16 protein-coding genes and 1 pseudogene are annotated in these 21,864 nt (G+C 73.1%); 9 read left to right on the top strand and 8 right to left on the bottom strand.

The window, feature by feature from the left end; all coding sequences use genetic code 11:
* Positions 1–64: 64 nt before the first annotated feature.
* Genes FH608_RS21955 through FH608_RS21945 form a run of 4 tightly spaced genes read right to left on the bottom strand, consistent with a single transcriptional unit; the run spans position 65 to position 3,992 of the window.
* Positions 65–445: a VOC family protein gene (locus tag FH608_RS21955; protein ID WP_139632466.1), complete on the bottom strand. Its 381-nt coding sequence runs from the start codon at positions 443–445 to the stop codon at positions 65–67.
* 15 nt (positions 446–460) lie between these two features.
* Positions 461–1,564: a bifunctional 3-oxoadipate enol-lactonase/4-carboxymuconolactone decarboxylase PcaDC gene (gene pcaDC, locus FH608_RS52860; RefSeq protein WP_226899763.1), complete on the bottom strand. Its 1,104-nt coding sequence runs from the start codon at positions 1,562–1,564 to the stop codon at positions 461–463.
* Positions 1,561–2,814, bottom strand: coding sequence for a lyase family protein (locus tag FH608_RS52855; protein WP_226899762.1), 1,254 nt, complete (start codon positions 2,812–2,814; stop codon positions 1,561–1,563). The genes pcaDC and FH608_RS52855 overlap by 4 nt, the downstream gene beginning before the upstream one ends.
* Positions 2,811–3,992: a 4-hydroxybenzoate 3-monooxygenase gene (locus tag FH608_RS21945; RefSeq protein WP_139632463.1), complete on the bottom strand. Its 1,182-nt coding sequence runs from the start codon at positions 3,990–3,992 to the stop codon at positions 2,811–2,813. The genes FH608_RS52855 and FH608_RS21945 overlap by 4 nt, the downstream gene beginning before the upstream one ends.
* Positions 3,993–4,071: 79 nt before the next feature.
* Between FH608_RS21945 and FH608_RS21940 the strand changes: the two genes are divergently transcribed.
* On the top strand, positions 4,072–4,851 hold the full coding sequence (locus FH608_RS21940; RefSeq protein WP_139632461.1) for an IclR family transcriptional regulator: 780 nt from the start codon (positions 4,072–4,074) through the stop codon (positions 4,849–4,851).
* Here the strand turns inward: FH608_RS21940 and FH608_RS21935 are convergent.
* On the bottom strand, positions 4,820–6,580 hold the full coding sequence (locus FH608_RS21935) for a thiamine pyrophosphate-dependent enzyme (RefSeq protein ID WP_139632460.1): 1,761 nt from the start codon (positions 6,578–6,580) through the stop codon (positions 4,820–4,822). The two genes, FH608_RS21940 and FH608_RS21935, sit on opposite strands and share 32 nt — an antisense overlap.
* An 87-nt stretch (positions 6,581–6,667) precedes the next feature.
* On the opposite strand from FH608_RS21935, the gene FH608_RS21930 reads away from it, so the two are divergent.
* Entirely contained in the window at positions 6,668–7,561 is an 894-nt protein-coding gene (locus tag FH608_RS21930; protein ID WP_139632459.1) for an SDR family oxidoreductase, read from the top strand.
* A 68-nt stretch (positions 7,562–7,629) separates the two neighbouring features.
* A complete protein-coding gene (locus tag FH608_RS21925) occupies positions 7,630–9,051 on the top strand; it encodes an NAD(P)/FAD-dependent oxidoreductase (protein ID WP_226899761.1) in 1,422 nt (473 codons plus the stop codon).
* Between the two features lie 65 nt (positions 9,052–9,116).
* On the opposite strand, the gene FH608_RS21920 is transcribed toward FH608_RS21925, so the two are convergent.
* On the bottom strand, positions 9,117–10,397 hold the full coding sequence (locus FH608_RS21920; protein WP_139632457.1) for an FAD-binding oxidoreductase: 1,281 nt from the start codon (positions 10,395–10,397) through the stop codon (positions 9,117–9,119).
* A 65-nt stretch (positions 10,398–10,462) separates the two neighbouring features.
* On the opposite strand from FH608_RS21920, the gene FH608_RS21915 reads away from it, so the two are divergent.
* Positions 10,463–13,621, top strand: coding sequence for an AfsR/SARP family transcriptional regulator (locus FH608_RS21915; protein ID WP_193318557.1), 3,159 nt, complete (start codon positions 10,463–10,465; stop codon positions 13,619–13,621).
* Positions 13,622–13,664: 43 nt separating this feature from the next.
* Positions 13,665–14,870, top strand: coding sequence for a non-homologous end-joining DNA ligase (gene ligD / locus FH608_RS21910; RefSeq protein ID WP_139632455.1), 1,206 nt, complete (start codon positions 13,665–13,667; stop codon positions 14,868–14,870).
* A 55-nt stretch (positions 14,871–14,925) separates the two neighbouring features.
* Here ligD and FH608_RS21905 read toward each other — a convergent pair whose 3' ends face one another.
* Both FH608_RS21905 and FH608_RS21900 read right to left on the bottom strand, forming a co-directional pair.
* Entirely contained in the window at positions 14,926–16,527 is a 1,602-nt protein-coding gene (locus tag FH608_RS21905) for an N-acyl-D-amino-acid deacylase family protein (RefSeq protein ID WP_193318556.1), read from the bottom strand.
* Positions 16,528–16,541: 14 nt separating this feature from the next.
* Positions 16,542–17,591 (bottom strand): TetR family transcriptional regulator C-terminal domain-containing protein, encoded by a 1,050-nt coding sequence (locus FH608_RS21900; protein ID WP_139632452.1) that lies wholly within the window; start codon positions 17,589–17,591, stop codon positions 16,542–16,544.
* Between the two features lie 136 nt (positions 17,592–17,727).
* On the opposite strand from FH608_RS21900, the gene FH608_RS21895 reads away from it, so the two are divergent.
* The 4 genes and pseudogenes from FH608_RS21895 to FH608_RS52845 all read left to right on the top strand — a co-directional run bounded on the left by FH608_RS21895 (position 17,728) and on the right by FH608_RS52845 (position 21,850).
* On the top strand, positions 17,728–19,134 hold the full coding sequence (locus tag FH608_RS21895) for an MmgE/PrpD family protein (protein ID WP_193318555.1): 1,407 nt from the start codon (positions 17,728–17,730) through the stop codon (positions 19,132–19,134).
* Positions 19,131–20,123 carry an ABC transporter substrate-binding protein gene (locus FH608_RS21890; RefSeq protein ID WP_139632449.1) on the top strand — a complete coding sequence of 331 codons (993 nt, stop codon included), beginning with the start codon at positions 19,131–19,133 and terminating at the stop codon, positions 20,121–20,123. Before FH608_RS21895 ends, FH608_RS21890 begins: the two co-directional genes overlap by 4 nt.
* A pseudogene (locus tag FH608_RS52850) lies at positions 20,120–20,953 on the top strand (amino acid ABC transporter permease); the annotation flags it as partial. The gene FH608_RS21890 and the pseudogene FH608_RS52850, both read left to right, overlap by 4 nt.
* A gap of 138 nt (positions 20,954–21,091) precedes the next feature.
* A complete protein-coding gene (locus tag FH608_RS52845) occupies positions 21,092–21,850 on the top strand; it encodes an amino acid ABC transporter ATP-binding protein (protein WP_226899815.1) in 759 nt (252 codons plus the stop codon).
* Positions 21,851–21,864: the final 14 nt, after the last annotated feature.

Below are 21,864 nucleotides of genomic sequence, written 5' to 3'. Positions count from 1 at the left end.
GGTGACGGCGAAGGCCATCGCGCCCGGGTCAGGGCCGGTCACGGAGAACGCCGTCGCGGCCGGGTCAGGGCCAGGTCTTCGCCTGCGCCTCGAACAGCTCCCGGTCGCTCTCCACCGGCAGCACGCACAGCAGGTGCCCGCCGGGCGCCCGCAGCACGCGGCACTCCTCCCACCGCGTCACCTCCGTCGCGCCCAGCTCCAGCAGCCGCCGGGTCTCGGCCTCCACGTCGTCGGTCTCGATGTCGACGTGGAAGCGCGGCGCGTCGTCCACGGCCTGCACCGCCAGGTCGAAGCCGGCGACCGCCCCGGGCAGCGAGGTGAACTGCTCGTAGCCGGGGAGCGGGCGCGGGCTGACCCCGAGCGCCCCGGCCCAGAAGTCCGTCGCCTGCCCTGCCTCGGACGCGGGGGTGTCGATCAGGAGGGCGTAGAGCCGACTGCGATGCATCCGATCACTTTAGGCTCACAGGCCGTTCGCGTCGATGTCGGCGAGGGTGCGGCGGGCGACGGCGAAGGCGGCGTTCGCCGCCGGGACCCCGCAGTAGACGGCCGTCTGGAGCAGCACCTCCTTGATCTCGTCGCGGGTGAGCCCGTTGCGTAAGGCGGCGCGTACGTGCATGGCCAGCTCCTCCAGCTGGCCGCGCGCGACGAGGGCGGTGAGCGTGACGCAGCTGCGGGTGCGTCGGTCGAGGCCGGGCCGGTTCCAGATCTCGTCCCAGGCGTAGCGGGTGATCAGCTCCTGGAAGTCGCGGGTGAAGTCCGTGGTGGCGGCGACGGCCCGGTCGACGTGCGCGTCGCCCAGGACCTCGCGCCTGGTGCGCATGCCCGCCTCCAAGCCGCCGCCGGAGTCCGCGAGGTGCGCGGCGATGGCCTGGGTGACCGGCTCGGGGCGTTCCACGTTGGCCAGGTGCGAGGCGTGCGGCACCACGGTCAGGGACGCGCCGGGGATGCCGCCGGCCAGCGTGAGAGCGTGGTCGAGCGGGGTGGCCGGGTCCTCCGCGCCGGCGATCACCAGGGTGCGCGCGGTGATCTCGCCCAGCCTGCCGGTCAGGTCGAAGGCGGCCAGGGCCTCGCAGCAGGCGGCGTACGAGCGGGCGTCCACCTCCGTCAGCTGGTCGAGGACCCACTGGCCGTCGAAGCCGGGCGTGAACCAGCGGGTCCGCAGCGTCGGGACGAGTGCCGCCACCCCCTTGCCGCGCACCAGCGCCGCCCGCCCGTGCCACGGCCCGGGCTCGCCGAACCTGGCCGAGCTGCAGCACAGCACCAGCTCGCGTACCGGCGCGCGGGTGGCGATGGTGGCGGCGATCGCGCCGCCGAGCGAGATGCCGCCGGCCGCGAACCGCTCGTCCTCCACGAGGTCCAGCACGGCCTGCGCCAGGTCGCCGACCGTGAAGTCCTTGGCGGGGGGCGAGCCTCCGTGGCCGGGCAGGTCGTACCTGAGGACCCGCCAGCTGTCGGTGAGCGCGGGCAGCTGCGGCCGCCAGATCTCCATGGTGGTGCCGAGCGAGGGGCCGAGCACCAGCAGCGGCGCGCCGGACGGGCCGTCGACGCGGTGGTGGAGTTTCACGGTTGCTCCCGGTAGGTGGCGAGAATGCGGTCGATCAGCTCGGAGGCGGCGCCCAGGTAGGCCCCGGGGTCGAGCAGGTCGTCGGGCGCGGTCGCGTCGCCGGAGAGCACCCGCTTGAGCGTCTCCGGGTCGAGGTGGGCGGCGAGGCGTTCGGCGACCAGCCCGCCGCCGGTCCGCCCGGCGTTGGCGCGCATCCGCTCGGGGAAGACCCGCAGGCCGGCCACCAGCTCGGCGGCGGTCTCGGCCGCGCCGCCGGTGAGGCGCAGCGCCTCGCGCAGGGGCAGCCACTCCGCCTGCCAGGCGCCGGCGGCCCGCTCGTGCTCGCCGATCTGGCCCAGCACCTGCGTGTACGCGGGCACCTGGAGCGCGGCCGAGCGCACCAGCACGGACAGCGCCGGGTTGCGCTTCTGCGGCATGGCCGACGAGCCGCCGGCCGACGACTCGGCCACCTCGCCGACCTCGGTCTGGGCCAGCAGGACGATGTCGGTGGCCGGCTTGCCGAGCGCCCTGGCCGTATCGGCGAGCGCGGCGCCCAGCTCGGTGACCGGGGAGCGCTCCGCGTGCCAGGGCGCCGGGGGCACCGCCAGCCCGATCTCCTCGGCGAACACCTCGACCAGCAGCAGCTCGCCGCCGGGGGCCGGGGCCCGCTCGGCGAAGGCGGCCAGGGTGCCGGCCGCGCCGCCCAGCTGGGCGGGCAGGCGCAGTTCGCGCAGCCGGGCGCGGGCGCGCAGGAGCCCGGCCAGCCATCCGGCCGCCTTCAGCCCGAACGTCGTCGGCACGGCCTGCTGGCCCAGCGTCCTGGCGGCCATCACCGTGCCCCGATGCCGCTCGGCCAGCCCGGCCAAGGTCCGCATGATCTCGCTCAGATCGCCCACGAGCGCGCGTACCGCCCGGGTGGCGACGAGCATGGCGGCGCTGTCCAGGATGTCCTGGCTGGTCGCCCCCAGATGCGCGTACGAGGCCGCGCCCGGCACGGCCCGCCGCAGGTCCGACACCAGCGGGACCACCGGGTTGGCCGACTGGCGGGCGCGCCTGGCCAGGTCCGCCGGGTCGAGGACGAGGCCGGCGGCGGCCCGGTCGACGGCGGCGGCGGCCTCGGCCGGGATCAGCTCCAGGCGGGCCTGGGCGCGGGCGAGCGCCGCCTCGGCCTCCAGCATGGCCCGCAGCCAGGCCGCGTCCGAGGTGATCTCCTCCGCCCGCGTGCCCGCCCGGACCGGCGCGAGCAGGCCGCCGTCAGGATCCACGGTCACAGCTCCGTGTCGAACGGCAGGCCGACGTAGTTCTCCGCGAGGGTCGTGGCCGCCGCCTCGGACGAGGTCACGTAGTCGAGGTACGACAGCTGCAGCCGCCGCCCGTACGGGTCGTCCTCCTCGAACGTGTGCAGCAGCGTCGTCATCCACCACGAGAAGTGCTGCGCCCGCCACACCCGCTTCAGGCACGCGTCGGAGTAGCCGTCGAGCAGCGCGGTGGAGCCGTCCGCGAAGTACGCGGCCAGCGCCTCGGTGAGCACGCGGACGTCGGCCACGGCCAGGTTGAGCCCCTTGGCGCCGGTCGGCGGCACGATGTGGGCGGCGTCGCCCGCCAGGTAGAGCCGGCCGTACTGCATGGGCTCGGCCACGAAGGCCCGCATCGGCGTGACGCCCTTCTCGGTGATCTCGCCGGTCGTCAGGTCGAAGCCGGGCACGCTCTCCAGCCGGGCCTTCAGCTCGGCCCAGATCCGCTCGTCCGGCCAGTCGTCGATGCTCGTGTCGGCGGGGACCTGCAGGTAGAAGCGGCTGATCGTGGGCGAGCGCATGCTGTGCAGGGCGAAGCCGCGTTCGGTCCTGGTGTAGATCAACTCCTCGGAGGACGGCGCCACCTTGGCCAGGATGCCCAGCCAGGCGAAGGGATAATCCCGCTCGTAAACGCTCAGAACGCCGTCGGGGATGGCCGGCCTGGACACGCCGTGGAAGCCGTCGCAGCCGGCGATCACGTCGCAGTCGAGCCGCTCGCCGCCGAAGGTCAGGTACGGGCCGGTGCCCGCCCCGGGGTCCAGCCCGTGCAGGGCCACGTCCTCGACCTCGAAGCGCACGTCGCCGCCCGCCGCGAGCCGGGCCGCGATCAGGTCCTTGACCACCTCCTGCTGGCCGTACACGGTGATGGCGCGGCCCGGCACGAGCTTCTCGAACGCGATGCGGTGGCCCGCGCCGCCGTACCTGAGCTCGATGCCGTGGTGCGGCAGCCCCTCGCGCAGCATGCGCTCGCCGACGCCCGCCTCGACCAGCGTGTCCACCGTGCCCTGCTCCAGCACCCCGGCCCGCACCCGCCGCTCGACGTACGCGCGGCTGCGCTTCTCCAGCACCACGGAGGAGATGCCGCGCAGGTGGAGCAGATGGGAGAGCAGGAGTCCGGCGGGGCCCGCCCCGATGATCCCGACCTGAGTTCGCATGACGGAAGCATCCTGCCTCGACCGCGGTTTGGCCGAGGCCGTCCTTCCGCTCAGTGGAAGAACGGTGCAGGATTGCCGCATGGCAGGAGGAGCCCGCGAGCCCGGGCGATCGGTGGCGTCGAAGGTGCTGGCCGTCCTCGGCGCGTTCGGCCCGGCGCATCGGGAGCTCACGCTGACCGAGGTGGCCAGGCGCGCGGGGCTGCCGCTGAGCACGGCGCACCGGCTGGTCGCCGAGCTGGAGGAGTGGCAGGCGCTGAGCCGCGCGCCCGACGGCCGGCTGCGCGTGGGGCTGCGCCTGTGGGAGCTCGGCCAGCTCGCGCCCGCGCCGCTGCACGACCTCGCGCGGCCCTGGCTGCAGGAGCTGTTCGCGAGCACGGGCGAGAACGTGCACCTGGCCGTCCGCGACGGGCTGGAGGTGCTGTACGTGGACAAGGTGTACGGCAGGCGCGCGGTGCCGATCGTCTCCAGGACCGGCGGGCGGCTGCCGATGCACCCGACGGGCGTGGGCCGGGCGCTGCTGGCGTACGAGCCGGACTGGTTCGTGCAGTCCTACCTGGCCCGCCGGCTCGAACGCCCGACCCGGCACACGATCACCGAGCCGGGGCGGCTGGCCAGGGAGCTTTCGGCGGTGCGGGCCCAGGGCTACGCGCTGACGTACGAGGAGATGACCCTGGGCAGCTGCTCGGCGGCGGCGCCGATCGTGGTGACGGGACGGCCCGTGGCGGCCGTGGGCATCGTGCTGTCCTCCCGGCGCGCCCGCGAGCTGCCCCGCCTGGTCGAGCCGCTGCTGGCCACCGCGACGGGGATAGCCGCGGGGATCGCGCGGGCTACTCGCCCAGCTTCTGGATCCGGTCCTTGAACAGCGTCGTCGCGATGGCCGCCTTGTGCGGCTGCCCCTTGAGGAACGCCTGCGCGAAGCTCTTGGCCTGCTCGTAGGAGACCTTGCCGGGCATGGGCGGCTCGTTGGGGTTGACGTCCACGTCCACCAGGGCCGGGCCGTCGTGCGCGAGCGCCTGCCCGATCGCGTGGGCCACGTCCTCCGACTTGGTGATCTTGGCTCCGAAGCCGCCGCAGGACCTCGCCCAGGCCGAGAAGTCGGCCTCCGGCTGGGCGAAGCGCACGCCGTGCTCGGGGAAGCCGAGCACCATCTGCTCCCACAGGATCTGGCCGAGCGAGTTGTTGTTGTTGACGATCACCTTGATCGGCAGGCGGTGCTGGGCGGCCGTCAGGAACTCGGCCATCAGCATCGCGAAGCCGCCGTCGCCGACGTACGCGATGACCTGCCGGCCGGGGAAGGCGTGCTGGATGCCGATGGCGTACGGGAGGCCCGGAGCCATCGTGGCCAGCGTGCCGGACATGTAGAACTCGCGCCCGCCCCTGATCGTCCAGTGCCGGGCCGCCCAGGTGGCGATGGTGCCGCTGTCGCAGGTGAGGATGGCGTCGTCGGTCGCGAGCTGGTTCAGGACGGACATGGCGTACTGCGGGGCGATGGGGTCGCGGTCCGGGTTCTCCAGATCCTCCATCTCCGCCCGCCACTTGGCCATCATCTTCTGATATTTCGCGAGGTGAGCGCTTCCGTCCCGGCGGGAGAGCAGCGGCAGCAGCGCCCGCAGCCCCTCCTTCGCGTCGCACACCACCGGCACGTCGGTCGGGATCCGCGACCCGGCCCTGGTGGGCTCCACCTCGAACTGCACCACCCGCGCCTGCTCGGGCAGGAACTTCGAGTAGGGGAAGTTCGTGCCCACCATGAACAGCACGTCGGTGTCGTCCATCAGCTCCTCGCTCGGCCGGGTGCCGAGCAGCCCGATCCCGCCGGTCGTGTACGGGGATTCGTCCGGGAGGACCGCCTTGCCGAGCAGGGTCTTGACCACGGGCGCCTGGAGCGCCTCCGCCACGGCCAGCACCTCCTCCCGCGCGTGCAGCGCCCCCTGCCCGACGAGCATGGCGGGGCGCTCGGCGCGGTTGAGCACCTCGGCCGCCCGTTCGAGGTCGGACCGCCGCGGCAGGCCGGGCGGCTGGAGGTAGACGGGCGCGGTCTCGGGCGGGCGCACGGGAGCCACGGTCCGGTACGGCTCCGCGTCGGCGTCGGCCACCTGGATGTCGTTGGGCACGGTGATGTGGGAGACCCCGCGGCGCGCGTAGGAGGTCCTGATCGCCAGGTCCACCAGCGTGGGCAGCTGGGCGGGGTTGGTGACCATCATGTTGTACTCGGCCACGTCGGCGTACAGCCGGTCCAGGTGCACCTCCTGCTGGTAGCCGGTGCCGAGCACGGACGTCTCCTGCATGCCGGTGATCGCCAGCACGGGGACGTGGTCCAGCTTGGCGTCGTAGAGGCCGTTGAGCAGGTGGATGCCGCCGGGGCCGGAGGTGGCCAGGCACACGCCGATGCGCCCGGTGGCCTTGGCATGAGCGGTGGCCATGAAGGCCGCCGCCTCCTCATGGTGGACGAGGACGAAGCGCACCCGGTCACGGTGGCGCCGCAGCCCCTCCATGATGCCGTTGATGCCGTCGCCCGGCAGGCCGAAGACGGTGTCGACACCCCATTCGGCGAGCCGTTCTATCAGGGATTCAGATGCGATTCGAGCCATGGGAGCGGCACTACCCCACCTGGCGGCCGACAGACGCCTTTACCAGATTCCTTGTCATTTCAGAGGATTCGCGGGTAGGGGGGCCGCATGCGCATTCTGGTCACCGGAGCCACGGGCACGCTGGGCCGCGCGCTGGTGCCCGTCCTGCTCAAGGCGGGTCACCAGGTGCGCGCGCTGAGCCGTACCAAGCGGCAGAGCGGTGGCGAGGTCGAGTGGGTCTGGGGCGACCTCGTCTCCGGCAGCGGCCTCGCGGAGGCCGTCCGGGACGCCGAGGTGATCGCGCACCTCGCCACGGGCGGGCGCAGGGGCCGCGGCGCGGTGGACGTGACGGGCACCCGCCGGCTGGTCGCCGCCGCCCGCGAGGGGGGCGGCTATCCGCATCTGATCTACACCTCGGTCGTCGGCGCCAACCGCCTCGCCACCGGCCATCTCCGGCACAAGCTGGAGGCCGAGCGCCTGGTCTCGGAGAGCGAGCTGGGCTGGACGGTGCTCCGCGCCACCGCCTTCCACCAGTGGCTGGAGCGGCGGCTGAACGGCTTCGAGTCGCTTCCGGTGCTGGCCGTCGACCGCACCGTGCCCTGGCAGCCCGTGCACGCGCGCGAGGTGGCCGAACGGCTCACCGGGCTGATCGACGCCGGTCCGGCGAGGGACGAGATCGAGTACGGCGGGCCGCAGGTGCTCGACACCGAGGATCTGGTCAGGACGTGGCTGCGGGCCAGGAACCTGCGCCGCCCCTGCCTGCCGGTGCGCTACCCCGGCGGCCTGTACGCGGCCCAGCGCGCCGGCGAGCTGCTGACGGAGGCGACGCCCACGGGCGAGATCACCTGGCGCGACTACCTCTTCCCGATCGTCGAGCTGTCCGACGACTTCGGCTCCGAGCACACCGCGTCTCCCACGAGCCCGGCCAACCAGCCGGAGCACGACCCCGACCTGCGCGTCTACGGCGGCGACGAGGGGTACGAACGGCCGACACGAAGCTAGCCCGCTGCGCCGTTCTGTTACATATCGTCCACTTGCTCCGCATATGCCGGTAATAAAGAATGTGTTCGGTGACGAACGGCATCCCGCTGACCAAGGACTTCGCCAACGGAGGGGTCTCCTTCTGGTACCGGCAGATCGGCCTGCCCGGGCGGCGTCCCGCGCTGCCAGGGCCGCGCTCGTACGACGTCGCCATCGTGGGCGGCGGCTACACCGGCCTGTGGACCGCGTACTACCTGAAGAAGGCCGACCCCGGGCTGCGCATCGCGATCCTGGAGCGGGAGTTCGCCGGTTTCGGGGCGTCGGGGCGCAACGGCGGCTGGCTGTCCGCCGAGTTCGCCGGGTCCCGCGAGCGGCACGCCGCGGCGCGCGGGCGCCAGGCCATGATCGACCTGCAGCACGCCATGTTCCGGGCCGTGGACGAGGTCATCGCCGTGACCCGCGAGGAGGCCATCGACGCCGACCTGCACAAGGGCGGGCTGGTCCACGTCGCCACCAACCCGGCCCAGCGGCGCAGGCTCCGCGAGGAGGTGGCCGACCTGCGCGCCTGGGGGTACGGCGAGGACGACATGCGCCTGATGGACCGCGACGAGCAGCGCGACCGCATCCAGGTGGCCGGCACGCTGGAGGCCGCCTACTCGCCGCACTGCGCCCGCGTCCAGCCCGCCAAGCTGGCGGTCGGCCTGGCCGAGGCGGTGGCCCGGCTGGGCGTGGACATCTTCGAGAACACGACCGTGACCGCGATCCGCCCGCGGCGGGACGGCGCCCAGGCGGCGGCCGTCACGACGCGGGGCGCCGTCACGGCCGACTACGTCATCCGCGCCACCGAGGGCTTCACCGCCTCGCTGGCCGGCCAGCACCGGCAGTGGCTGCCGATGAACAGCTCCATGATCGTCACCGAGCCGCTGCCGGCCGACGTGTGGAAGCACATCGGCTGGCAGGGCAGGGAACTGCTCGGTGACCAGGCGCACGCCTACATCTACGCGCAGCGCACCGCCGACGACCGGATCGCGATCGGCGGGCGGGGCGTGCCCTACCGGTTCGGCTCGCGTACCGACGTGCGGGGCGCCACCCAGCGGCGGACGGCGGCGCTGCTGTGGCGGATGCTGGTCCGGCTGTTCCCCGCGGCTGCCGACGCGCGGATCCAGCACTCCTGGTGCGGCGTGCTGGGGGTGCCGCGCGACTGGTGCTCGACGGTCCACCTCGACCACGCGACCGGGCTCGGCTGGGCGGGCGGCTACGTCGGCAGCGGCGTCACCACGACGAACCTGGCCGGGCGCACGCTCCGCGACCTCGTGCTGCGCCGGGACACCGAGCTCACCGCGCTGCCGTGGGTCGGGCGCCAGGTGCGGCAGTGGGAGCCGGAGCCGCTGCGGTGGACGGGCGTGCAGCTGATCTACGCGCTGTTCCGGGCCGCCGACCGGCGGGAGAACGACCACGGCACCACCACCTCGCCGTACGCCCGCCTGGCGAACCTGATCTCGGGCCGCTGAACGCCGCTTCCGGGCGGAACGAGGTGGCTCACCGGCTTCACTCGAGAACCGGGTAGCTCACCGGCTCACCCGAGAACCGGGTAGTTCGCCCTGATGACGCCGTGCGGGTCGCGCGCCCTCTTGAGGTCGCGCAGCCTGGCCAGCGTCTCGCCGGGGAACGCCGCCGCGGCCTGCTCGTCGCCGTGCAGCATCGTGTACGGCTTGCGCCCGCTGGTGAAGGGCACCAGCTCCTTGCCCAGCCGCCCCAGGCGCTCGGCCGTCGCCTCGCCGGGCCGGCCGAAGGCGTAGACCAGGTACGGCTCGTCCAGGTGCCCGGCGGCGCCGCCACCCGCCGCGGGCCTGGCCAGCGCGCCGCCGAGGTGCCGGATCTGCACCCCCGTCAGCGGGTCGATCGGCTCGCCCAGCAGCACGCCGGCGACCTGGTCGTCCAGCCCGGTCAGCAGCTCGCAGCGGCTGGTGCCCGGCGAGGGGTCGGTCGGCTCGTCGCAGATGGAGCCCAGCTCGGCCACCGGCAGCGGCCGCCTGGTGTCGCCGACGGCCCCGCCGATCCGCTCGAAGGGCCGCAGCAGCCCGCCGGGGTCCCGGCCGAGACACGTGCTGTCGATCATGACGAAGCCGGGGCCGCCGGGGATCTGGAGCAGGTCGAACCAGACCGTCAGCTCCTCCGGCGCGGACGCCGTGACCTCGCGGAAGGCGTCCAGCACCGCGGGCGCCCGCTCGATCGGCCACGTGATCCGCCCGCCGTACAGGGAGGGGGCGGGCCGCAGCTCGAACTCCATCGCGGTCACGATCGCGAAGTCGCCGCCGCCGCCCCGCAGCGCCCAGAACAGCTCGGGGTCGCCGCCGGCCGTCACCCTGATCCGCCTGCCCTCGGCGTCCACCGCGTCGAAGGCCCGCACGGTGTCGGCGGCGAAGCCGTACGCCCTGCTGAACCAGCTCAGCCCGCCGCCCAGCGTGTAGCCTGCCACGCTCACCACGGGAGAGCTTCCGGCCAGGCCGGTCAGGCCGAGCGGGCTCGCCGCCGCCAGCACCTCTCCCCACCGCACGCCCGCGCCGACGCGGGCCACCCCGTCGTGGATCTCCACCCCGCCGAGCCCGCGCGTGCGCAGCAGGATCGCGCCCTCGGTGTCGCCGGAGGCGCCATGGCCGCTCGGCTGGGCCGTCACCGCCAGCCCGTGCAGGCGGGCGTAGCCGATCGCGGCCGCCACGTCGTCGGTGTCCGCCACGTCGACGACCGCGCGCACCCGCTGGTCGACGGCCACGTTCCACGGCGTGCGCGCCTCGTCGAAACCCTCGTCGCCGGGGAGGAGCACGCGGCCGTTCATCAGGTTCTTCAGCTCGTTCATGCCACCAGGGTGCGTTTCGGCGCTTGGGATCGAGTTGGGGTTGACTTGGGCGCGTGGAGTTCAGATTGTTCGGTCCGCTTGAGGTGGACGACGCCGACGGCAACCCGCTCGACCTCGGCACCCGCAAGCAGCGGGCGGTGCTGGCCAGGCTGGCGCTCGAGCCCGGTCGCGTCGTGCCGCTCGACCGGCTCGTCGAGGAGCTGTGGGCCGGGGAGGCGCCGGCCAAGGCCACGGCGACGCTGCAGGCGTACGTCTCGCACCTGCGGCGGGTGCTGGAGCCGGACCGCAGGCCGCGCACGCCGCCCCAGGTGCTGCTCACCCGCGAGCCCGGCTACCTGCTGAACGTCACGCCCGGCCAGACCGACGTGGGCCGCTTCGCCGCGTGGGCCGCCGACGGCGCGCGCCTGGTGCAGCGGGGCCGGCCCGCGGAGGCCGCCGCGGTGCTGGACCGGGCTCTCGCGCTGTGGCGCGGGGAGCCGCTGGCCGAGTTCCCCGACCTGGCGTCGGCGGCGTCCGCGCGGCTGGCGGAGCTCCGGCTGGCCGCCGAGGAGGACCGGCTGGCGGCCCGGCTCGCGCTGGGCGAGGCCGGCGTGGCCGACCTGGAGGCGCTGACGGAGGCGCATCCCTACCGGGAGCGGGCGTGGGGGCTGCTGGTGCTCGGGCTGTACCGGGCGGGGCGGCAGGCGGACGCGCTGGCGGCGCTGCGCAGGGTGCGCGCCCTGCTCCGCGACGAGCTGGGGATCGAGCCGGGGCCCGAGCTGAGGCGGCTGGAGCGGGCCGTGTTCGAGCAGTCGCCCGAGCTGGACGGGCCCGCGACGCCCGGCGCGGAGCCCGGTGCGCCGGCCGGCTCCCAGGCAGATCGCCCTGCCCGGCTCGTCGCCAGGCAGTCCGAGCTGAGCACCCTGGAGGGCCTGCTGGCCGAGGCCAGGCGGGGCAGGGGCGGGCTGGTGCTGGTCACCGGCGAGGCCGGCATCGGCAAGACGAGCCTGGCCAGGGCCGTCGCCGACCTGGCCGCGGCCCGCGGCTTCAGGGTGGAGTGGGGCCGGTGCCTCGACGGCGGCGGCGCTCCGGCGTTCTGGCCGTGGACCCGCGCGGGGCTGATCCCGCCGTCCCCGCAGGCCGAGCTGTTCGACCTGTACGACGCCGTCCTGGCCGAGCTGCGCAAGGGCCCCCTGCTGGCGATCATCGAGGACCTGCACTGGGCCGACGCCTCCTCGCTGAAGCTGCTCGGCCACGTCGCGGGCGAGCTGGCCGGGACCTCCGCGCTCGTCGTGGTCACGCTCAGGCCCGAGCCGGGCGACCACCCCGAGCAGCTGCGCCAGACCCTGGGCACGCTGGCCAGGGAGGGCCGCAGGCTGCCGCTGGAGCCGTTCGGCGCCTCGGACGTACGCGACTACCTGCGCCTGCACGGCGTGGCGGCCGACCCGGGCGAGCTGCTCGACCGCTCCGGCGGCAACCCGTTCTACCTGGCCGAGCTGCTGCGCCTGCCCGAACGCGAGCGCCACCTCGTCCCGCCGGGCGCCCGCGACGTCATCGAGCGCCGCCTGGCCCGCCTTCCCGAGACCACCCGGGAGCTGCTGCGAGCCGCCGCCGTCGCGGGTCGCGAGGTGCCGCTGGACCTGCTGGCCGCGCTCGCGGACCGTCCCGTCGAGGAGGTCATGTCGCATCTGGAGCCCGCGCTGGCCGCCGGGCTGCTGGTCGAGGCGGCCGGCTACCGCTTCTCCCACGCACTCGTACGGCAGGCGCTCGACGCGGGCCTCACCCGGCTGGACCGGGCCCGCCTGCACCTGCGGGCCGGCGAGCACCTGGAGACCGCGGCCGGGGCCGATCCCGCGATCCTGGCCGGCCACTTCGCCGACGCGGCCACGCTGGGCGGGGCGGCCAAGGCCGTCACGTACGCCGCGCGGGCGGCACGGCAGGCGGCGGCGCGGCACGGCTACGAGGAGGCCGTCCAGCTGTGGGAGCTGGCGCTCGGCCACCTCCCGCCCGGCGACTCGCCCGGCCGCTGCCGCGCGCTGACCGAGCTGGGCCAGGTCCGCCGCACCATGGGTGACGCCGAGGCCGCCCACCGCGACCTGGCCGAGGCCGTCGGCCAGGCGCAGCGGCTGGGCGACAGGGAGGCGCTGGCGGAGGCGATCTCGGTCTTCGGCGGCCTGTCGGTGTGGAACTGGCGTCCGTACGGGACGGTGGACGAGGACATGGTCGCCATCCTGGAGGACCTCCTGGCGGGCGATCTCGACGACCCGACCAGGGCCGCGCTCCTCGGCACGCTCGGGACCGAGCTGTACTACGGCCCCCGCCGGGCCGAGGGCGAGCGGCTGGCGCTCGGCGCGATCGACCTGGCCCGCCGCTCGGGTGACTCCATGCTGCTGGCGCGGGCGCTCAACAACTACCTGATCGCGAGCTTCGTCCCCGGCCGGGTGGCCGAGCGGCTCGCCGCGGCGGACGAGATGCTGGCCCTGCCCGGCCTGTCGAGGGAGGCCCGGCTGGTGGCGCGGGTGCTGCGCATGTCGTGCCTGCTGCGCGCGGGCGAGCTGGAGGAGTGGCGCGCGGACCTGGCCCGCTGCGAGCAGCTGCTGCACGAGGTCGGCAGGCCCGAGCTGGAGGCGATGGTCCGCGTGTCCCAGACCGCCGACCACGCCCTGCACGGCCGCTGGGCGGACGCCGAGGCGCTGGCCGAGCACTTCCCCGTGATCGCGTTCGGGGCGAGCCTGTGGGGCCAGGAGGCCCGCCGCCTCGGCGCCCTCTACACGTGCCGCCACGGCCAGGGCCGGGTGGCGGAGCTGGTCGACGAGCTGGTGGCGGCGGGCGACCGCCCGTTCATGAGCGTGGTACGGCCGCTCGCCGTGCTGGCCTGCCTGGACGTCGGGCGTACCGAGCAGGCGCGGCGGCTGGTCGAGCGGTGGGGTGTGGATCTGCGGGAGGACTGGGTGGCGGACTTCCTGCAGCCGGTCTGGGGCCTCGTGGCGGCCCGGCTCGGCACGCCCGACCCCGGGGAGATGTACGAACGGCTGCTGCCGAGCTCGGGGCGGCTCGTCATCATGGGCATGGGCAGCGCGGCCCTGGGCTCCGTGGACGACGTGCTGGCCGAGCTGGCGTTCTCGCTCGGCCGTACGGACGAGGCCGTGAAGCACAACGAGGCCGCCATCACCCTCCACCACCGCCTCGGCCTCACCTACTGGGAGTCCCAAGCCCGCACCCGCCACGCCGACCTGACCCAGTAAGCGCCTTATCGGCCTTGTCGGTGGGCCCACGTATCGTGACCGTATGCCGGTCATCGAGGTCGCGGGCCGCGAGGTCCGCATCACCAGCCCTGACAAGGTGGTCTTCCCGCGCAGCGGCCACACCAAGCTCGACCTGCTCCGCTACTACCAGGCCGTGGGAGAGGCCGCGCTGCGGGGCGTGCACGGGCGGCCTATGGTGCTCAAGCGGTTCGTGCACGGCATCGAGAAGGAGGCCTTCTTCCAGAAGCGGGCTCCCGCCAAGCGGCCCGACTGGATCGAGGTGGCCGAGCTGAAATACCGCTCGGGGCTCAGCGCCGAGGAGGTGGTCTGCACCGACCTGGCCCAGCTGCTCTGGGTGGTCAACCTGGGCTGCGTCGACCTCAACCCCCACCCGGTCCTTTCCGACGACCTCTCCAAGCCCGACGAGCTGCGCATCGACCTCGACCCGGTGCCCGGCGTCGAGTGGGCCGACGTGCTGGCGACCGCGCAGGTGGCCCGTGAGGTGCTGGCCGACCACGGCCTGGTCGCCTGGCCCAAGACCTCCGGGTCGCGCGGTTTCCACGTCTACGCCCGGATCGAGCGGCGCTGGCCGTTCGCGAAGGTGCGCAAGGCGGCCGAGACGGTGGCCCGCGAGGTCGAGCGGCGCGCGCCGGAGCTGGCCACCAGCCGGTGGTGGAAGGAGGAGCGGCACGGCGTCTTCGTCGACTTCAACCAGAACGCCTACGACCGCACGGTGGCCTCCGCCTACTCCGTCCGCGCCGTCCCCGACGCCCGCGTCTCGACGCCGCTCACGTGGGACGAGGTGCCCGGCTGCCGCCCGGAGGCGTTCACCATCGACACCGTCCCCAAGCGCCTGGCCTCTCTCGGCGACCCGTGGGAGGACATGGACCTGCACCCCGGCTCCCTCGACGGCCTCCTGGAGCTCGCCGAGGAGCTCGGCCCCGCCCCCAAGCCGCCCAAGGGCAGCGGCCGGCGGCAGCAGACCATGCCGGTCATCGAGATCGCCCGAGCCGAGCACAAGGAGGAGGCGATGGCCGGCTTCGAGCGCTGGAAGTCCCGCCACCCGGAGGTCGCCGCCCTGCTGGAGCCCGCCGACGTGCTGGTGGACGGCATGCGGGGGCGCAGCAGCGTGTGGTATCGCATCCGGGTCAACCTCCAGCACGTGCCGGAGGAGCAGCGGCCGGAGCAGGAGCCGCTGGAGGTCGACTACGACCCGTGGCGCGGAGCGGGCGGCCCCGGCCCGAGCTGACCGCTGCCCCGACAGGCCCACCTGGAGCGCGCCCCGGCCAACGCCCGCGGCCTCCTCAAGCCGGGGCGGCCCCCAGGTGGCGGAGCACCAGGCCCGGTGCGCGGCCCGCGCCGAGGCGGAACTCGTCCGTCTGGCGGCGGTCGACCGCGAGCGTCCCGTTGACGAGCACGACGTCGATGCCGCTCGGTGCGGCCGGTCTGTCGAAGGTCGCGTTCTCCCCGACGGTCGCCGGATCGAGCACGACGACGTCGCCGTACGCGCCCACCCGCAGGACTCCGCGGTCCGTCAGGCCCATCAGCGCGGCGGGCACCGCGGTCATCTTGCGCAGCGCGGTCTCCAGCGGCAGCGCCCCCTTCTCCCGCACGTACTCGCCCAGAACCTTCGGGAAGGCGCCGTAGCTGCGCGGATGGCACGGCGCCAGCCAGGGCTGGTTGAACCCGTCGGTGCAGATCGCGACGTACGGCAGGGCGAGATAGCGGCGGACGGTCTCGTCGCTCGTGCTCAGGTCCGTCCCCATGACGGCGTCGTCGCGCTCGTCGGGAAGCATCTCGAGGATCAGGTCGGCGACCGACTCCGGAGTGACGTCGATGCCCCGCTCGCCGAGAATCCGCGACAGCGGCACCCCCTGCCAGCGCCGCCCCGTGCCGTCGGTCCAGTCGAACACCACGACGAGGTCGCCGCTCCCGTTGTGATAGCGGGTGATCCGGTCGGCGATCCCCGCCCTGATCCGCCGGACGCGGCCCGCGTCGCGGAGGTGGGTGCCGAGCAGGGTCGGCTTGCCGGCCGCGAGATGCTCGCCGGGGATGAAGATGGAGGGGTTCCAGCCGAAGAAGGGGTAGGGGTACTGGTCGCCGGCCACGTCGATGCCGTCGGCACGTGCCGCCTCTATGGCGGCGATCACCGCTTCGGTCTTCCACCAGTTGCACGCGCCGTCGGACTTCAGGTGGGAGAGCTGGACCCGCGCACCCGACTCGCGGCCGATCCGGATCCCCTCCTCGACCGCGGCGAGCAGGTGGTCGCCCTCGCTGCGCATGTGACTGGCGTAGAAGCCGCCGGACCGCGCCACGACCGACGCGCAGGCGATGAGTTCCGCGGTGTGGGAGGAGATCCCGGGAATGTATTCGAGCCCGCTCGACATGCCGAACGCGCCATCGGCCATCGCCTTGCCGAGCACGCCCTCCATGGCCTGGAGCTGCTCGTCGGAGGGCACCTCCTGATCGGCCGGGATTCCGCAGGAGGTCCGCACGTATCCGTGGCCGATGAGCGTCCCGAAATTCACGGCGGGCGGCTGATCGTCCAGGCGGGAAAGAAGAATTCCCGGGTCCATGGCGCTCATTCCGCAGTTGCCCGCGAGAACCGTCGTTATCCCCTGCATCAGATAGTTCTTGAAAAGCAGGTAGTCAGGGTCCTGGAAAAGGTCGAGATCGGTGTGCGTGTGAATGTCGACGAAACCCGGGCAGACGACGCGGCCGGCCGCCTCGATGACGTCGGTGTCCGGCCCGGCATGTCGCCTGGCGCCGTCCCGGTCCCCGACGTAGCTGATCCTCCCCTGGGTGATCGCCAGGGCCTCGGCGTACGGCCGGGCGCGATCCATGGTGATGACCGAGGCGTCGAGAATGACGGTGTCGGCCGGTCCGGTTTCCGCGAACGCGCTCACGTGAACCTCCATTGTCAATTGTCCGGGTCGAGCCGGCTGATCGGGATGCCGAGTTGCTCGGCGGTGAAACGTGCGAGGAGGCGGCGTGCCGTCCGGGCGGTCATGTGGCTGTAGCCGAGGGTGGCGCGCAGGGCGAGGCTCTCCGAAATGGCGACGTAGCGTTCGCAGACCTCGTCGATGTGCGCGACCGGGCTGAACGTCCCGTCCTCGACCCCGGCACGGAACACGTCGAGCACCGCGTCCGTCCACCGCCTGGACATGCGGGCGCACTCGTCGAGGAAGGCGGGGTGGCGGCGGACCCGGCCCCATGCCTCCAGCCACAGCAGGTACTCCTCGTAGACGCCCTGGTCGCCGGGGATGCTGAGCTCGAGCAGGCGGCGGACGTGTTCGAGGGTGCCCACGTTCTCGTCGCGCAGGTGCTGCAGGGTCGCGTGCAACTGGTCGCCCGCCCAGCGGAACGCCGCGAGCAGCGCCTCGTCCTTGCTCCGGAAGTAATAGTGGATGCTGGCGTTCGAGACGCCCGCCTCGCGGGCGATGTCGGAGATGCGGGTGGCCTCGACGCCGCGCTGGGCCATGATCCGGCAGGCGGCGATGCGGATGCGGTCCTCCGGGCTGCCCGGGTCGGGGACCGGGTCGGAGTGGGAGTGGCCCTGGTCCCGCCAGCGGCCGGCGAGCCTGCCCAGCAGGTCCGCGTCCTCTCCTCCGGCCTGGATGATCTCTTCGAGGCGCCGCGTCATCCGCCAGGCGCGCCGGTAGTCGATGCCGAGCGCCCCGGCCACCCGGTTGGGCCGGATCTTTCCGGGCGAGTCCAGGACCATGACGGCGGCGTCCAGCCAGGCCGCCAGCCGTACCGGCGAGCCGGCGAACGGGGTGGCCGAGGCCGGATAGACGTGCGTGCCGCAGGTGTCGCACGCGTACGCGCGCCGCCGCGAGATCCGGTGGAACGTCCTGCTCGTCCCGCACCGCGGGCAGCGCGACGTCCCGCCGTCCGGTGCGTGGAGGACGGTCCAGAACAGGGCCAGGGCCGCGTCTTCCCTGCCGGCGTCTGAGGCCGGTCGGTCCATACTTGCCTCTGCAGGAATTGAGATGGGGGAAACTTCCGGGAAATGCAAGGAAAACAATTCCTTGACAGGCTATCGCGGCAAATGCGATGGTTTGCCGCACCAAAGATATTCCAGTAGAAGCATCGGAGTCACCCACGTGCGCAGCGAAAGTTCCCCGGCGGCGCGGTTCATCACCCGGCTCACGTGGGACGCGCTGCCCCGCGAGGTGATCGACCGGGCGGTCATGTGCCTGACGGACACGCTCGCGGCCATGCTCGCCGGGCGTACCACCAGGTCGGCCCGTATCACCGCCGACCTCGCGCACGCCTGGTGGCCCGCCGGCGCCGCGTCGTCGATCGTCAGCGGGAGGCGGCTGGCGCCCGGCGGCGCCGCGTTCGCCAACGCGGTCGCCGCGAACGCCGTGGACATCGACGACTGCGGCATCTACACCTGGGGGCACCCCGGTGCGCAGGTCGTCCCCGCCGCGCTCGCACTCGCCGAGGAGCACCGGCTCAGCGGGCGCGAGCTGATCACCGCGATCGTGATCGGGTACGAGATCGCCTTCCGAGCCGGCCGGTGCCTCAACCACGAGCAGAGCGCGGTCCATTCGGCCGAGCGCACCTACCGGGCGTGCGGGTCGTGGGGCTCCGTGGCCTGCGCCGCCATCGCCTGCCACGTGCTCGGGCTGGACGAGACCACCACCCGGCACGCCCTGGGCATCGCGGAGTACGACTCACCCGACCTGCCCATGATGCGTGCCATCGACACGCCGGGCATGGTCAAGCATGGCGTCGGGTTCGGCGCGCTCACCGGCCTGCTGTCGGCGGACCTGGCCCGGCGCGGTTTCACCGGGATCGAGCCCGGGCTGGACCTGGAGGAGTTCCGGCCGTTCGTCGACGACCTCGGCCACGACTACTACCTGCCCCGGGGCATCACCTGGAAGCGGTTCTCCAGCTGCGCCTGGACCCACCCCGCCCTGCTGGCGGTCGAGGAGCTGCGCACCCGGCATCCGCTGGCGCCGGAGTCCATCGAGCGCGTCGTCATCGCGACCTACCCCGACGCGGTCCGGCTCGGCACGCGGCGTCCGGAGACGACCGAGGAGGCCCAGTTCAACCTGGCGTGGCCGGTAGCCGCGATGCTCGTGGACGGCAAGGTCGGGCCCGAGCAGGTCGGGGACTCGAGTCTGGGCTCTGAAGCGATCGCCGGGCTCGCCCGCCGGATCGACGTGGTGGTGTCCGAGGAACTGAGCCGCCGCTACTACCTTTCGGAGATCAACGATCCGGAGGGGAGCGACTCGGCCGAGGTCACCGTCACGTTGACCGACGGCACCGTCCTGTCCTCCGGCCGGGTCGACCACGTCCTCTATCCTGAGCCCGGCTGGACCTGGGACGACATGCGCGAGAAGTTCACCTGGCTGGCCTCCGGCCGGCTGGAGCCGGCGTCCGTCCCACGTCTCCTGGAAGCGCTGGCGGACGTGGAATCCGCCGACGACAGCTCTATCCTCATGCGGGACCTGGCGTCCTGCCTGATACCGGTGCCCACTGAGCAAGGAGTCCCGTCATGAGACGGCACCGACAATTCCTGACGGCCATGGCCGCGATGGTCCTCTCACTCACCGCATGCTCGCTGGTGGGCGGCCCGCCCGCCTCCATCGGGAACAGCCCGGCCGCGGACGGCGCGGCGCCGGACGGCCCGGCGACGGGCGGCGCGAGCGCCACCCCCGGCGCCGCGGCGTCGGTGACCGCCGACCCCGCCCTGCGCGACCGACTGCCGGAACGGATCAGGTCGGCCGGAGTGATCCGGGTGGCCAGCAACATCCCCTATCCGCCGTGGGAGATGTACACGGAGGTCGGCGGGGAGCAACCGACCGGCATCGACTATGACCTGTCCCAGGCGCTGGCGGCCAAGCTCGGGGTGCGCGCCACCTTCGACCAGACGCCTTTCGACGCCATGATCCCGGCGCTCCTCGCGGACAAGGCCGACATCGTCATGGCCGGCCTGTTCGACACCCCCAAGCGGCGGCAGTCGCTGGACTTCGTGGACTACGCCCAGGACGGCTACTCCTTGCTCGTCGCCAAGGGCAACCCCGAAGGGCTGAAGGACGTCACCGACCTGTCCGGCAAGACCGTGGCGGTGCAGAGCTCCACCTCGGAGGAGCCGGCGATCAACAAGCTGAGCGAGCGGCTGAAGGCCGCGGGCAAGCCCGGCGTCACGGTCGTGCGGTTCCCCGGCGACAGCGAGGCGTTCCTGGCGATCAGGAGCGGCAAGGCGGTCGCGCGGGTCCAGGCGACCTCGGCCGCCGCGTACGCGGCCAAGACCTTCGACAACGGGAACGCGTTCGAGCTGGTCCAGGCCCCGTCGATCACCAAGGAGTTCGGTGGCGGCATGGAGGGCATCGGCGTGCCGAAGTCCGACCCCGAACTGCTGAAGGCGATCCAGATGGCGCTGCAGGCGCTGATGGACGACGGGACGTACCAGAAGATCCTCGCGAAGTACGGCGTGGAGAGCATCGCGCTGACCAAGGCGGAGATCAACAAGGGGACGGTGCTGTGACCACCGAGGCGCCCCCGTCCCCCGCGCGCGTGCGGCCACCCGGCATCGCGGTGGTGCCCATCCGGCGCCATGGCCGCTGGGCCGCGGCGGTGATCGTCGCCTACCTGCTGTTCGCGCTCGGCTGGTCGCTGTGGACCAACCCCAATCTCGACATCCCGACCGTCGGGCGGTACCTGTTCGCGCCGTCCGTCCTGCAGGGGCTCGTCGTCACCGCCGAGCTGACCGTCGTCGCGATGATCATCGGGCTCGTCGGCGGCGTCCTGCTCGCCGTGATGCGGATGTCGGACAATCCCGTGCTGTCGGGGGTCGCCTGGGTCTACATCTGGCTCCTGCGCGGCACGCCGCTGCTGGTCCAGATCATCTTCTGGGGGTTCCTGGGCGCGCTCTACCCCCAGCTCTTCGTCGGGATCCCGCTGACCGGCATCGTCTTCGGATCCGTGCCCACGAACTCGGTCGTCGGCGCGGCCACCGCGGCGGTGCTCGCGCTCGCCACCCACGAGGCGGCCTACTGCGCCGAGCTCGTACGCGCGGCGATCATCTCGGTCGACGCCGGGCAGCGCGAGGCGGCGATGTCGCTCGGCATGTCGGCGGGGAGCAGGATGCGGTTCGTCATCCTGCCGCAGGCCATGCGCGTGCTGATCCCCACCCTCGGCAACGAGACCATCTCGATGCTCAAGATGACCGCGCTGGTCTCGGTCATCTCCGGCCAGGACCTGATGACGGCCGTCCAGCAGATCTACCAGCAGAACTTCAAGATCATTCCCCTGCTGGTCGACGCGTCCCTGTGGTACCTCCTGCTGACCTCGCTGCTCACCATCGGCCAGCACTACATCGAACGCCACTTCGGCCGCGGCTTCGGCAGCGGGCCCGCCACCGGTGCGGCCCGCCGGAGGGCGAGCAGGCAGGCCAAGGCCGGTCCTGTCGCCGTACCCGAGGAGGCGGGCGAACCCGTCGCGGGCGACGAGCCGATGGTGCGGGCCGAGCAGGTGTGGAAGTGGTTCGGCGACACCGACGTCCTGCAGGGCATCGACATCACCGTCCGCCCCCGGCAGACGCTCGTCCTGCTCGGCCCGTCGGGAAGCGGCAAGTCCACCCTGCTGCGCTGCGTCAACGCCCTGGAGAAGATCGATTCCGGGTTGCTGGAGGTCGACGGCGAACGGGTCGGCCTGCGCACCACCGGCGACGGCCGGCTGCACGAGATGGCACCGGCCGAGCTGTGCCGGCAGCGCACCCGCATCGGCATGGTCTTCCAGCGCTTCAACCTCTTCCCGCACATGACCGCCATCGAGAACGTGGCCCTCGGCCCGCGGCGCGTGCTCGGCCTCTCCCGCGATCAGGCCGAAGCGGAGGCCGAGCGGTTGCTGACCCGGGTCGGGCTGCGCGACAAGCTCGACGCGTATCCGGCGCAGCTGTCGGGAGGGCAGCAGCAGCGGGTGGCGATCGCCCGCGCCCTGGCGATGAGACCGCACCTGATGCTGTTCGACGAGCCGACCTCGGCACTGGACCCCGAACTCGTGGGTGAGGTGCTCGACGTCATGAAGGATCTCGCCCGGCGCGGCATGACCATGATCGTCGCCACCCACGAGATCGGGTTCGCCAAGGAGGTCGCCGACACCGTCGCCATGCTCGACGGCGGCGTGATCATCGAATCAGGCCCGCCCGGCGAGTGCCTGGTGGAGCCGAAGGAGGAGCGCACCAGGGCGTTCCTGTCCAAGGTCCTCGCCTAGCCCTCTCCCCCATC

This window comes from Nonomuraea phyllanthi (genome assembly GCF_006334985.2).
GTDB classification, from domain to species: Bacteria; Actinomycetota; Actinomycetes; order Streptosporangiales; family Streptosporangiaceae; genus Nonomuraea; species Nonomuraea phyllanthi.
Note: the sequence above shows the minus strand (reverse complement) of the source record. Positions and strands in the feature narration are given on the sequence as shown.